This is a genomic window from Photobacterium sp. SP02 (assembly GCF_038519165.1).
Classification (GTDB): domain Bacteria; phylum Pseudomonadota; class Gammaproteobacteria; order Enterobacterales; family Vibrionaceae; genus Photobacterium; species Photobacterium halotolerans.
The window spans coordinates 1-13184 of the sequence record NZ_JASJOJ010000014.1 but is presented as its reverse complement, the minus strand read 5'-3'; the positions used below and the strand labels follow the sequence as shown (position 1 = coordinate 13184).

Here is a 13184-nt window from a genome sequence, read left to right as displayed (position 1 = left end):
ATGCTATTCAGGTTATTAAAGTCCGGCGAATACTTTCATGAAAAACACGGTTCGAAAAAAGTCATTCACCCAGCCAATAAATAAAAGGCCTGTCTTATTCAGACAGGCCTTCCTCTATTTTCACAGCTGAAATAAACAATCAGGGCTCAAGCCTGCTCAGCAGTTCCGCTTCATCCCAGATTTCAATACCCAGCTCTTGTGCCTTAGTCAGCTTGGAACCCGCGGCTTCCCCAGCCACCAGCAAGTCGGTTTTTTTGGAAACGCTGCCAGTGACCTTGGCGCCCAGCGCCTCTAATGCTTCCTTGGCACCGGTACGGCTTAGCTGAGAAAGCGTGCCGGTCAGCACTACTACCTTACCGGCAAGAGGCAATTCCACATCATCAGCCGGCTTTTCGATATCCGGCCAGTGCACACCTTGGTTTAACAAGTCAAAGATCACGGTCCGGTTATGTTCTTCCTGGAAAAAATTATGTGCGTGGGCGGCAACGACGGCCCCGACATCAGGCACTTCAACAAGTTGCTCCTGCGTGGCGGCCATTACGGCTTCCAGTGTGAAGAAATGTTTTGCCAGATTCGCAGCGGTCGCTTCGCCCACTTCCCGAATCCCCAGCGAGTACAGAAAACGAGGCAGAGTGGTCTGTTTTGCCTTCTGGAAGGCATCAACCAGCTTCTGGGCTGACTTTGGCCCCATGCGCTCAAGACCTGTCAGTATCCCGGCAGACAGCTTAAATAAATCGGCTGGCGTTTCGACCATTTCTTTGTCGACCAGTTGCTCAATGACCTTAGTGCCGCAGCCATCTACATCCAGCGCCTTGCGTGATACAAAATGCTTTAAGGCTTCTTTACGCTGAGCCTGGCAAATCAGACCGCCAGAGCAGCGAGTCACCGCCTCACCTTCCACCCGCTCAAGTGCAGACTGGCAGACAGGACAGGTTTCCGGAAACACTATGGCCTGCGCATCATCAGGCCGGCGAGAGAGAACCACAGAAACGACTTGCGGAATGACATCGCCAGCACGGCGGATCACCACAGTATCGCCAATCATGACGCCCAGGCGGGCAATTTCATCGGCATTGTGCAGCGTCGCGTTACTCACTGTGACTCCGCCAACCATGACTGGCTGCAATTTTGCCACAGGCGTAATCGCCCCGGTCCGGCCAACCTGGAACTCCACATTGTTCAGCAGTGTCAGCTCTTCCTGTGCCGGGAACTTATAGGCCACGGCCCATCTTGGCGCTCTGGCAACAAAACCCAGTTGCTGCTGATGACTGATACCATCAACCTTAATGACAACCCCGTCTATCTCGTAACTCAGCGCCTGACGCTTTTCACCTATCCCCTGATAGAAGCCAATCACTTCACTCAGGTTATGCAGCAACCGTGTTTCCGGGCACATTGGCAGGCCCCACTCTTTCAACTGGCATAAGCGCTCATACTGGCTGCCTGCCAGCTCCGCGCCTTCAACAACGCCAACTGAATAGGCATAAAAGCTCAAAGGCCGGGTAGCTGTGATACGCGGATCCAGCTGGCGCAGGCTGCCTGCAGCTGCGTTACGCGGATTCGCGAACACTTTCTCACCTTTTTTTGCAGCCCGGGCATTCAGATCTTCAAAGCCTTTTTTCGGCATGAAGACTTCACCACGCACCTCGAGGCGCACTGGCCAGTCGCTGCCGCGTAATTTTAAAGGAATGGCGCGAATGGTTTTTACATTGGCGGTAATATTCTCGCCCGTGGTGCCATCGCCACGTGTGGCGGCCTGAACCAGTACGCCGTTTTCATACATCAGGCTGACGGCCAGGCCATCCAGTTTGGGTTCACAGCAATAAGACACGGCCGCCGTTGCTGCCAGACGCTCTCGGATTCGGCGCTCGAAGCTCTGCAATTCTTCGTCGGAAAAGGCATTATCCAGCGACAGCATAGGCAATTCATGATTGATCTGGGTAAAAGCCGCCAACGGCTCACCGCCAACACGCTGGCTGGGTGAGTCAGCCGTAATCAGTTCAGGATGCGCAGCTTCCAACGCCAGCAATTCTTGCATCAAACGATCATACTCAGCGTCCGGAACCTCAGGGTTATCCAGAACGTAATACCGGTAGCCATGATAAGCAAGCTGCTCGCGCAGGGAGGTCAGCCTGGCTTGGATGTCTGTCATTTTTCTTTTCCTACATCAATTCTTATCGCTATCACTAGCGGGTATCAGGATGGCATTGTCTGTGACGGTAGCCGCCGAGACAATGGGCCATCACTCACCTTTCTTAGTCATATTGCCGTTTCTGAGCACTAAAACACAGGGCCCCTAACCGGGGCCCTGTTATTGATACATTCTGGGCAGTATTCAAGCCTGTTACAGGTATTTTTTCGCTTTTTCCCGGTAACCTTTCAAGCGCTGCGGCGTAATCAGGTTACGCTCGTGATCCAAAATATCAGCACCCATCTCATCGGCAATGCGTTGTACGGTTTGCAGCATCAGATTGAAATTGTCATCGGCACGGCCGTGGCAAGGCAGCATCAGATAAAAAGCAATGCCAGGTGTAGCAAATTCATCCAATTGATCTTGCGGGAAGTACCCTGGACTGACCATGTTCGCGACAGTAAAGAGCACAGGCTCAGTGCCCGCCAGATCAACATGGCGATGATAGACCGAGTTTTCACCATAAATCAGATGATGGCGTTCCAGGCACTGGAACAACTTCACACCCATCAGCATTTCGCCACCGCGGGCATGAACATTCAGAACCAGAAAATCAGGCTCAGGCGGCTGCTCTTCTGCCTGCACTTCTTGAGCAACGGCTACTTCAGCGTCTGACTGTTCTGAAAGCGCTTCACCTTGCTGTTCTGCAAATGCCGTTTGTAGCGGTGCTGAATCTGAGCCTGAAACCTCACCCGACACAGTCAATGACGGCTCTGAATCCTGAACATGTGCATGGTCGTGAATGGTTTCCGGTACTGACTGCCAGACGGTTTCCTGTGCTGGATCTCTCATCGGTACCGATTCCTGTACCAAGCCTTGAGTCGATTCCTGCACAGATTCCTGAACAGTCTCCCTTGGCGGTGCGGTTGGCGTTACAGGGTGAGATTCCACCTCAGTGGCCGAATTGGATGAGGCCGGCTTGCGTTGTTGATCAACAGGATCGGCGGCAGCACTGAACAAGGGATCAATCTCCAGTTCGTCACCGAAATGCAGCTCTGGCTCTCTTCGCTCAGCCCGCTTTGCAGCTCCTTCCGGAACCGGGCTACCGGCAACAACCCTGACAGAACCTATGCCATCCTGATCAAAGCCTTCATTATCTTTTTCCTTACCCTCTGCCAGTCGACCAATAGGCTTCTCACCGAACTTGGCGGGTTTGTCCTTCCGGCTTGACCACAATCCGTGCAACAGAAGCGCTGAAATCGCCAGCACTCCCACAATAATTAGAACCAGACGCAATTCCTGCATTATGAATACTCTGAATAACTTGTTTACCTGACAAAGACGGCCTGAAGCAGTGAATCCATTCTGTCTGAATACGATTGCTGTTCAGACGCAGACCAACTTAGCGAGTCACACCTGAGATTTTTTGTTGAACTAAACAGCCTATCTCATGAAGGTATTATCCTTAATGTATCAAAACTCAAATCCGAAAGAGAAGTTCAATGTTGTGATTGATGTCATATAGTGCATTTGAGCACAATTTTCCGCCAAACTGCTGGCAAATTTGACTTAAGAGACTATGCGCCCCAATTGATTAGTCGTTATAGATACCGTTACTATGCCTGCATCCATATCCTGACGCCTTACATTGGCATTGCAACAGGAAATCCAGTAGGAGACCAACGATGTCTAAAGCGACATACAACACCACACCCATTGGCGGGGCGGGTTATTTTTTTCGCGGCGTTTCTCTGGCGATGCAGCCAGGCACGCGTCGTTTTGTGATCATTCCACTATTAATCAATATCCTGCTTTTTGGTGCCGCATTCGGATACACACTCACTCAATTGGATGACTGGATTAACGGCTGGCTCTCCAGCCTGCCCGGTTGGCTGGATTGGTTGTCTTATTTGTTGTGGCCTTTATTAGCCATCGCATTGCTGGTCATACTGTCCTATTTTTTCAGTACGATTGCCAATTGGATAGCCGCGCCGTTTAACGGGCTGTTAGCCGAGCACCTGGAAGCCAAGCTGACTGGTGAAGCACCGCCTGACGCCGGAATCGCGGCCATCATCAAAGATCTGCCCCGTATCCTGCACCGTGAGTGGGTCAAACTGAAATATTACCTGCCCAAAGCCCTGGGCTTACTGATACTGCTATGGATTCCTATGGTGGGGCAAACACTTGGCCCGGTTTTGTGGTTTCTGTTCAGTGCCTGGATGATGACGATTCAGTATGTCGATTACCCTTTCGACAACCACAAGATCCCCTTCAATACCATGCGTGATGCCCTCAAAGAGCGTCGCGGCAAATCCCTCAGCTTCGGCAGCCTTGTCATGCTGTGTACCATGACACCGATTCTGAACCTGTTTGTCATGCCTGTCGCCGTCTGCGGCGCAACAGCCATGTGGGTTGATCATTACCGGCAGCCCATGCTCAACCGTCGCCAGTAAACCCTGCCTGAGAGGAGTTTTTGCTCCTCTCTTCTCGCGACCTCTGCGCAGTCAATATGCTCTCAGTGTCACTTCATATTACTCATAAGGAATAATAAAGCGGCACAGTTCACACCTTTTCTTATAACTCTAAGATATAACAATAAATTCCTTTCCAATGCGTGGTCAGCGATTATGCTTTGACTATCATTTGTTGATAACGTGTCACCAAGGAACGACAAGCATGAGTAAGATTTACGAAGATAATTCTCTGACAATTGGTAATACCCCATTGGTACGCCTGAACCGTGTCAGCAAAGGCAATGTTCTGGCAAAAATTGAATCACGCAACCCAAGCTTCAGCGTTAAATGCCGTATCGGTGCCAACATGATTTGGGATGCTGAAAAACGTGGCGTGCTGAAACAAGGTGTGGAGCTGGTTGAACCTACCAGTGGTAACACAGGTATTGCCCTTGCCTTTGTTGCCGCCGCCCGCGGTTACAAACTGACTCTGACGATGCCAGAGAGTATGAGTCTGGAGCGTCGTAAACTGCTCAAAGCACTCGGTGCCAACCTGGTTCTGACTGAAGCACCAAAAGGCATGAAAGGTGCGATTGAAAAAGCAGAAGAAATTGTCGCTTCTGACCCGGAAAAATATCTGCTGCTGCAGCAGTTTGATAACCCTGCTAACCCGCAAATCCACGAAAAAACCACTGGTCCGGAAATTTGGGATGCAACCGAAGGCGACATTGATGTGTTCGTTTCTGGTGTAGGTACCGGTGGTACTCTGACGGGCGTTAGCCGCTTTATCAAACAGCAGAAAGGTAAAGCCATCACCACTGTTGCCGTTGAGCCAAGCGAGTCTCCGGTTATTACTCAGGCATTGAACGGTGAAGAGATCAAACCGGCCCCGCACAAAATTCAGGGTATCGGCGCAGGCTTCATTCCTGGCAACCTGGATCTGTCTCTGATTGATGAAGTAGAGCGTGTCAGCTCGGAAGATGCGATTGCTATGGCTCAGCGTCTGATGGAAGAAGAAGGCATTCTAGCAGGTATCTCTTCAGGTGCCGCTGTGGTTGCAGCAAACCGCCTTGCTGAGCGCCCGGAATTCGCCGGCAAAAACATTGTTGTAGTGCTACCGAGTTCAGGTGAGCGCTATCTCTCATCGGCATTGTTCGCTGGTATCTTTACCGAAAAAGAAACCCAACAGTGATCACAAAATTGCCATTTTTGATAAGCATTTGTTAAAGTCAAGCCCCTCAATAGGGGCTTTTTTATTGCTTTTTGACCTTAGCTTTAATATAAATCCGACCACGCTTTTATTTTCAGCATCGAAATAAAGGAGTGAAAATTGACCTGGTCGATGTTTGCCCGGTCACAAACCTCTTAGAATGGGTTCCAGACATAAACTAAATCAATGTAAGTGAATGTGAAATTAGAACCTAAATTAGCATGCTTTCGCTATAGGGATTAAGCTTACTTTCAGTTACGTGATTATTACATAATACGATATTAAGAATCGGGGTGAAAAATGTATCAGAAGCAAGTTGAGATCACTGCAGAAAACGGCCTACACACTCGTCCTGCTGCGCAATTCGTTAAAGAAGCCAAAGGTTTTGACGCTGATATCACAGTGACTTCTAATGGTAAAAGCGCAAGTGCTAAAAGCCTGTTCAAACTGCAAACACTAGGCCTGGTTAAAGGCACTGTGGTCACCATTTCAGCTGAAGGTTCACAAGCTCAGGAAGCTGTTGATCACCTGGTTGCCCTGATGGACCAGCTGCACTAATCGGCCGCAGTACATTATTTCCCTAGTTGTTTGTTAAATTTAAGGTAAGGCTATGATTTCAGGTATCCTGGCATCTCCTGGCATCGCTTTCGGTAAAGCGCTGCTACTGCAGGAAGAAGAGATTACTCTCGACAAGTCACCCATTTCTGCCGATCAAATCGAAAAAGAAATCGAGTGCTTCTTCAATGCGCGTCAGAAATCTTCTGAGCAACTCGACGTTATCAAAGAGAAAGCACGTATTACCTTCGGTGAAGAGAAGGAAGCCATCTTTGAAGGCCACATCATGTTGCTTGAAGATGAAGAGCTTGAAGAGGAAATCATAGCCTTCATTAAAGATAACAAAGCGCGGGCCGCGTATGCGATTCACGCTATCATTGAAGAGCAGGCAACCACGCTGGAATCCCTGGACGATGAGTACCTGAAAGAGCGTGCCACCGACATCCGTGATATCGGTAATCGTGTGGTGAAAAACGCGCTGGGTATCAACATTGTCAATCTGAGTGCCATCAATGAAGAAGTGATACTGGTGGCCAACGATCTGACGCCTTCTGAAACGGCGCAAATCAATCTGAAATACGTGCTGGGTTTTGCTACCGACATCGGTGGCCGCACGTCCCACACCTCAATCATGGCCCGTTCACTCGAGTTACCTGCCATTGTGGGTACTAACGACATCACCAAACAAGTGAAGAACGGTGACATGCTGGTGTTGGATGCCATTAATAACCAAATCGTTATTAATCCATCAGCAGACGAAATGTCAAAATTCAAAGCCATTCGCGATGAGTATCAGGCAGAAAAAGATGAACTCGCGAAGCTGAAAGATTTACCGGCAATTACCCTTGATGGCCAACAGGTCGAGGTGTGCGGCAACATAGGTACAGTGAAAGACTGCGAAGGCGTAAACCGTAACGGCGGCGAAGGTGTCGGTCTGTACCGTACTGAATTCCTGTTCATGGACCGCGATTCACTGCCGACTGAAGACGAACAGTACCAGGCGTATAAAGATGTGGCAGAAGCCATGCTTGGTCAGTCAGTGATCATCCGCACCATGGATATCGGCGGCGATAAAGATCTGCCGTACATGGATCTGCCGAAAGAAATGAATCCATTCCTGGGTTGGCGCGCAGTGCGTATCAGCCTGGATCGTCGTGAAATCCTGCGTGCACAGCTGCGCGCTATCCTGCGTGCCTCTGCACACGGCAAGCTGCGTGTAATGTTCCCGATGATTATCTCTGTTGAAGAGATTCGTGAACTGAAAAACGAAATGGAAACCTACAAAGCAGAACTGCGTGAAGAAGGTATTGCTTTCGACGACAAGATTGAAGTTGGCGTCATGGTCGAAACGCCGGCTGCAGCGGCAATTGCTCACCATTTAGCCAAAGAAGTCGACTTCTTTAGCATTGGTACAAACGACTTAACCCAGTATACTCTGGCTGTTGACCGTGGTAACGAGCTGATTTCTCATCTATATAATCCAATGTCACCCGCAGTGTTAACTGTCATCAAGCAAGTCATCGATGCTTCCCACAAGGAAGGTAAATGGACTGGCATGTGTGGTGAGTTAGCTGGTGATGATCGTGCGACCCTGCTATTGCTTGGTATGGGCCTTGATGAGTTCAGCATGAGTGCGATTTCAATCCCACGCATCAAAAAAGTGATTCGTAACAGTAACTTTGCTGATGTGAAGCTGATGGCCGAGCAAGCACTTGCTCTTCCAACTGCCGCTGAAATCGAAGCACACGTAGAGACATTTATCGCAGAAAAAACCATCTGCTAAGATAGCTGCAGATAGAATAACAACGCTTAGGAGCAACACTATGGGTCTGTTTGACAAATTGAAGAAGCTGGTTTCTGACGACACCAATGAAACTGGTGCTATTGAGATCATCGCCCCGCTTTCAGGTGAAATCGTAAATATCGAAGATGTGCCTGATGTTGTTTTTGCTGAGAAAATTGTTGGTGACGGTATCGCTATCAAACCAGCAGGTAACAAAATGGTTGCCCCGGTAAACGGTACGATCGGTAAAATTTTTGAAACCAACCACGCATTCTCTATCGAGTCTGACGATGGTGTAGAGCTGTTCGTTCACTTCGGTATCGATACTGTTGAACTGAAAGGCGAAGGCTTCACGCGTATTGCAGAAGAAGGTCAAACGGTGAAAGTGGGTGACACTATCATTGAGTTCGATCTGGCTGTACTGGAAGAGAAAGCGAAGTCGACGCTGACACCAGTCGTGATTTCTAACATGGATGAAATCAAAGAGCTGACTAAACTGTCCGGCACCGTCACCGTGGGTGAAACGCCTGTACTGCGCATTAAGAAGTAAAGCTTCTTGATAATCGGTATGCGTTAATAAAACGCCGCCTGAAAAGGCGGCGTTTTTGCATCAGCGGATGATGAGGATCATCCCTGCAGCTGCATCAGCATTTCTGCCGAAGGTACAAAGAAGTAAGCGCCTGTGACCGCTTTGGTAAAGTCCAGCAACTTATCCGTCTGCCCGTCTTTTTCGCCGTACATACTGTCGAGCATTTCGCGGAAGTTCCGTTGCTGCGCACAGTAAGCAATAAACAACAAGCCGTGCTCACCGCTCACTGTGCCGTAGGGCAAGCTATGACGCACAATTTTTAGCCCTTTACCCGCTTCTTTCAGATCCACCCTGCCCACGTGTGAGTCAGCCGGAACGTCATCCAACTCAACCGAATCTGGTTTAGTGCGGCCGATTATTTTCTCCTGCTGAGCAACATGCACAGCATGCCAGGCAGGTAAATTATGGACAAAACGCTGAACCATCACGAAACTGCCTCCTGCGAATGGCCCTTCAGGAATAATAGCCACCTCTTCTCTGGCGGCCTGTTTCTTAGGATTCTCAGTGCCGTCGATAAAGCCGGTCAGATCGCGGGCGTCCAGATACCGGAAACCATTGGTTTCATCGATTAATTCCACTTCCGCTGCAATCGGCTGCATGAAGCTGCTCAGCAGGTGAAAATTCAGATCATGACGGTTAGAGTGAATATGAAGCAGTAAGTCACCGCCGGTGGAGGGTGCGGTAACATCCCCGCTTCCCAGCGGCGCAAATTCTTCAAAATCGTTGGGACAGCCTTTTTCAAATTGCTGCCAGAATGCTTTGCCAAAACCAAAGCTCAGGCGAATACAGGCACTGACGTGCTGATGATTTAGCTTTTCCGCGACTTCAAAGAGCCCCTGGCACTGACGAATAACCTTGTCTTTATTTCCTACCAGGTTAAACACACAGACCAAAGAATACGGACCCGCTTCAGGTAAAATGGCACTTTGTGGCGTCACATTCATTCTCCCAATGTTGCATTTTTCTATACTTAGCTCTTGCATGCTGCAAACTGCCTGATGGCAGCATCCAGAATGAAAAGTATATTGTAATGGGTTCTGAGTTAAGCATATTGATCATGGACAGCCAAGCCAGAAAAACGCGCATTGTCGACAAAATGTGGCAGAGAAAAAGCAAAAAGCGCCGAAAAGGCGCTTTTGTCACATAAAACCAGAATGCGTGAACACGTTAGGCTGACATCACTGCGACCTGAAGTTTAACCGACTGGTCATCTTCCTGGGATGACTCAAACGATGCAGGCGTATCCAGCCCGGTCGAAATTACCGGTGCCGCCAATACCCGCCAGGCGCCATCATCCAGTTGCTCCTGAATTTTAAAGGCAATCTTAACTTCTTCAGCAGACACTTCAAGCAACTCCGCGCTGCCGAGAAACTTGCGGCGCTGGTCACCGTCTGTGGTGCCGAAAATCACCGTTTCTTCACCCGGCAACAATTGCAATGAGGTGGCAACCGACTGGTGATAACCTGCACTTGACAGTTCCAGGTTCACATTCAGTAACCAGTCTGCCATTGCCAGCGGGCTTAACAAGGCGCTAAACAGCACCCCTCTTCCCAAATCATTCATCTGACACTTTCTCCATGGGGCTAATTGGCAAATGTATGTCTGACTCGGGAACTTCGTACCAGATAAGCCATTAGCCAAATGGTTGCCAGCAAAGTAACCGCTGCCGGCCAGCTAAAGGCGCCTCTTAACAATGTCAGTTGGTACACTTGCAATACTAAATCCAGCGCATATCCGGATAACAGAATAAACCTGCCATGCCGCCATGCTCCGTTTATCATTTTGTTATTTTTATGACGCAGTCCGCTCAGCCACATCAAGAACAAGGCAGGCAGACCGATCCCCATCAGAAAGTACAAATTCTCTGTGTGAGGATAAAATAACTGGAGCAGCTCAGCACCTTGCGCCCTGCTGACACCAGCCATGACAAACACTCCCCATCCCCTGGCACTGAACAGCATACTCAGCCATAACAGGCCGGAAGGTTTTAGCAGACCATTGCTGTCGTAAGCATCTATTGAATACATGCGTCTGGTGCTCAGAAACAGGGAAATCGTATTTATCTTTGCTGACAATAAATGATATGGATCAATTGGCAAAGGTACAGACATTCGTTCTGCGTTGTAACGCACGGATTAATTACTTAACCTGTAATCATGATCACGCTTTTACGTATATTTAACAAACAATGAAAAGTACTATGATTGCTTCAGAAGCAACACTTTTAGTTTTGTGACAATAACCGATGATATTTCATTCACTTACTGCCGTTTACGACCCCAAAGCATCGCTCTCGGGTTAATGTGGAATACCCTAAATTGTAGGAATATTCCTACAAAATCTGGCCTTTTACGCACAACGACACCAGCGGCATAAAATGCTATCAAACCGATAAATTTACCATTAACAGGATTGCAATGAACAAAACGACCCATTCACCTTCACCAGAAACACAGGCAGAAGCGATGCAAATTGCCAGAGCAACACAAAAACCCGGACAGACAAAAGAACAGACCAAGCTGATCGCGCAGGGGATTCAGAAGGGCATCGAACTCTATAAAAAACAGCAAAAGGCCAAAGCGCGCGAAAGGGATAAATTTCGTAAGAAACAGTTAAAAGAAAAAACGGCACTCAATACCGATAGTGCAACTGGGTCGGAGGATTCACAAACACAGACAGTCGTCAGACAGAGTCCGATAGCTTGGATACTGCTGGTGTTATCCTGGGCAGGATTCATTGGCTGGCACTTTATTGAGTGATGTGTAAACAGCCCACAAATGCACTTGATAACAATTAGCATTTGCATCTATACTTATCCGTAGATTTTCAAAGGATATATGTATGGAGCGGAATGTGTTTCGTATTATCTGTTTGCTTGGTTTGGCCTGCGTTGCTGTACTTCACCTGGGTGAAATTTGGCTGACAGGCCACACACCTTTTGCCGCATTGCTGACTGACTGGCTGCCGCTTTATGCTGCCTGGCTGGCGGCTTTAATCATCAGCTACAAGCCGCCTGGCCAGGGTAATGGTTGCCACTAACGGCCTGATTTGTCTTTTCCGATTGAGAGTATCCATAAAGACACCACAGCCACCATCAGAAAGCCCGTTAAGATAATCACGGGCATGGCGGCATAACCCAGCACATGCCAGATAATCGATTCCAGCGTACTCATCGCTCTCTCCTTATTGCCAGCCTTCAACGTCTCTCATATCAGGCAGTCGGTGGGCTATCCCTTTGTGGCAATCCACACAGGTTTTATCTCCTGAGGCGAGCGCCTCTGAGTGCTGCTTCACTGCGCGTAACCCTTGTTCAGAATAATCCATGTAATCAAACTGATGGCAGTTCCGGCATTCCTTGGAGTCGTTGTTTTTCATTCGACTCCATTCGCGATGAGCAAGGTGCCCCCGCCTGGCCTGAAATTTCTCCTCGGTGTTTATCGTCCCCATCGCAAACGCAAACAGCTCCTTGGATGCCTGGACTTTACGAACAATCTTGTCTGTCCACTCATGAGGAACGTGACAATCTGAACAAATCGCCCGCACACCCGAACGGTTTGAGTAGTGAATGGTTTCACGTATCTCCTTCACTATGGGGGCATGACAGCCAGAGCAGAAAGCTTCGGTGTTCGTGGCCTCCATCCCGGTGTTAAAGGCTCCCCAGAACAGCAGACCGCCCATAAAGCCCAGAAACAGCACCACACCCGCTGCCGCTTTACTCGGTGATTTCAGACGGCACCAGAAGCGTTTAATGATATTCATAACTGGCTCCGTCGTTATTTTTCATCCAGGGCATCAACCCGCTTGAAAGTGTTTTCTACTAAGGGGGATGCATCGGCCTGCGGCACATGGCATTGCAGACAGAAATAGCGGCTCGGTGACACATCTGACAGCACCTGCCCGTGGCGCGGAGAACGGTAATGGGTCACGCTGATTTTGGTCGCGCCCATCTCGTTGGCGTATTTCCAGCTGTGGCACGACAAGCACTTATTGGCATTGAGTGAGACTTCATAGTTACGCACAGTGTGCGGGATCAACGGCGGCTGGTAGACATAGTCGCTGTCAATCGGCTGACCGTCTTTCGGGTACTTTTTCCAGCTTTCGCCGGGAAAAGTATCTTTGATTTCAGTCTGGCCGCGTAACGAATGCAGGCCTCCGTTGCCGCCCACCAGCTCCTCGTCAGCGGCATGCGCCCCCCCAAAGGCGAGCAGTAAGATCATCAATCCGCCGGCAATGTTTTTATTCATTTTCATGGTCGACTCCATTACACCTTGGTGATCTTGATTGGGCATTTTTTGTAGTCTGTCTGTTTTGACAGTGGATCTGTGGCATCCAGCACCAGCTTATTGACCAGCACCCTGGCATCAAAGAAAGGCACGAAGACCAGCCCGACCGGCGGTCTGTTACGGCCGCGGGTATCCACCCGGCAGCGCACTTCTCCGCGGCGCGAGGTCAGTAACACTTGA

Annotated in this window: 16 protein-coding genes; 7 read left to right on the top strand and 9 right to left on the bottom strand. The window is 49.2% G+C overall.

Annotated features, from left to right (window positions below; genetic code table 11):
- Nucleotides 1-139 precede the first annotated feature (139 nt).
- A complete protein-coding gene (gene ligA, locus P0Y67_RS08380) occupies nucleotides 140-2152 on the bottom strand; it encodes an NAD-dependent DNA ligase LigA (RefSeq protein WP_342391527.1) in 2013 nt (670 codons plus the stop codon).
- A 192-nt stretch (nucleotides 2153-2344) separates the two neighbouring features.
- Nucleotides 2345-3436 (bottom strand): cell division protein ZipA, encoded by a 1092-nt coding sequence (gene zipA / locus P0Y67_RS08375; protein ID WP_342391526.1) that lies wholly within the window; start codon nucleotides 3434-3436, stop codon nucleotides 2345-2347.
- 380 nt (nucleotides 3437-3816) lie between these two features.
- Between zipA and cysZ the strand changes: the two genes are divergently transcribed.
- The 5 genes from cysZ to crr all read left to right on the top strand — a co-directional run bounded on the left by cysZ (nucleotide 3817) and on the right by crr (nucleotide 8682).
- Nucleotides 3817-4584: a sulfate transporter CysZ gene (cysZ, locus tag P0Y67_RS08370; RefSeq protein WP_342391525.1), complete on the top strand. Its 768-nt coding sequence runs from the start codon at nucleotides 3817-3819 to the stop codon at nucleotides 4582-4584.
- A gap of 223 nt (nucleotides 4585-4807) precedes the next feature.
- Nucleotides 4808-5776: a cysteine synthase A gene (cysK, locus tag P0Y67_RS08365; protein ID WP_027253898.1), complete on the top strand. Its 969-nt coding sequence runs from the start codon at nucleotides 4808-4810 to the stop codon at nucleotides 5774-5776.
- A 318-nt stretch (nucleotides 5777-6094) separates the two neighbouring features.
- Entirely contained in the window at nucleotides 6095-6352 is a 258-nt protein-coding gene (locus P0Y67_RS08360; protein ID WP_027253897.1) for an HPr family phosphocarrier protein, read from the top strand.
- Nucleotides 6353-6404: 52 nt separating this feature from the next.
- The gene (ptsI, locus tag P0Y67_RS08355; protein ID WP_342391524.1) at nucleotides 6405-8132 is read left to right on the top strand and encodes a phosphoenolpyruvate-protein phosphotransferase PtsI; all 1728 of its coding nucleotides are present in this window, start codon (nucleotides 6405-6407) and stop codon (nucleotides 8130-8132) included.
- Nucleotides 8133-8172: 40 nt separating this feature from the next.
- A complete protein-coding gene (crr, locus tag P0Y67_RS08350; protein ID WP_027253895.1) occupies nucleotides 8173-8682 on the top strand; it encodes a PTS glucose transporter subunit IIA in 510 nt (169 codons plus the stop codon).
- 77 nt (nucleotides 8683-8759) lie between these two features.
- Here the strand turns inward: crr and P0Y67_RS08345 are convergent, their stop codons facing one another.
- The 3 genes from P0Y67_RS08345 to P0Y67_RS08335 form a co-directional block, all read right to left on the bottom strand.
- Nucleotides 8760-9665, bottom strand: a complete 906-nt coding sequence (locus P0Y67_RS08345; protein WP_446728821.1) for a Dyp-type peroxidase — start codon at nucleotides 9663-9665, stop codon at nucleotides 8760-8762.
- Between the two features lie 223 nt (nucleotides 9666-9888).
- A complete protein-coding gene (locus tag P0Y67_RS08340; protein WP_342391522.1) occupies nucleotides 9889-10284 on the bottom strand; it encodes a hypothetical protein in 396 nt (131 codons plus the stop codon).
- 20 nt (nucleotides 10285-10304) lie between these two features.
- Complete coding sequence (locus tag P0Y67_RS08335; protein WP_342391521.1) at nucleotides 10305-10748, bottom strand: DUF2919 domain-containing protein; 444 nt, start codon at nucleotides 10746-10748, stop codon at nucleotides 10305-10307.
- Between the two features lie 390 nt (nucleotides 10749-11138).
- On the opposite strand from P0Y67_RS08335, the gene P0Y67_RS08330 reads away from it, so the two are divergent.
- On the top strand, nucleotides 11139-11480 hold the full coding sequence (locus tag P0Y67_RS08330) for a DUF2956 domain-containing protein (protein ID WP_342391520.1): 342 nt from the start codon (nucleotides 11139-11141) through the stop codon (nucleotides 11478-11480).
- 82 nt (nucleotides 11481-11562) lie between these two features.
- Entirely contained in the window at nucleotides 11563-11760 is a 198-nt protein-coding gene (locus P0Y67_RS08325) for a hypothetical protein (RefSeq protein WP_342391519.1), read from the top strand.
- Here P0Y67_RS08325 and P0Y67_RS08320 read toward each other — a convergent pair.
- The 4 genes from P0Y67_RS08320 to P0Y67_RS08305 all read right to left on the bottom strand — a co-directional run.
- Entirely contained in the window at nucleotides 11757-11894 is a 138-nt protein-coding gene (locus P0Y67_RS08320; protein ID WP_342391518.1) for a TIGR02808 family protein, read from the bottom strand. The genes P0Y67_RS08325 and P0Y67_RS08320 overlap by 4 nt on opposite strands.
- Nucleotides 11895-11904: 10 nt before the next feature.
- Nucleotides 11905-12480: a NapC/NirT family cytochrome c gene (locus P0Y67_RS08315; RefSeq protein WP_337113043.1), complete on the bottom strand. Its 576-nt coding sequence runs from the start codon at nucleotides 12478-12480 to the stop codon at nucleotides 11905-11907.
- 14 nt (nucleotides 12481-12494) lie between these two features.
- On the bottom strand, nucleotides 12495-12965 hold the full coding sequence (locus P0Y67_RS08310; protein ID WP_446728820.1) for a nitrate reductase cytochrome c-type subunit: 471 nt from the start codon (nucleotides 12963-12965) through the stop codon (nucleotides 12495-12497).
- A gap of 17 nt (nucleotides 12966-12982) precedes the next feature.
- Nucleotides 12983-13184: molybdopterin dinucleotide binding domain-containing protein (locus P0Y67_RS08305; protein ID WP_342391517.1), on the bottom strand; the 202-nt coding region annotated here is incomplete at its 5' end.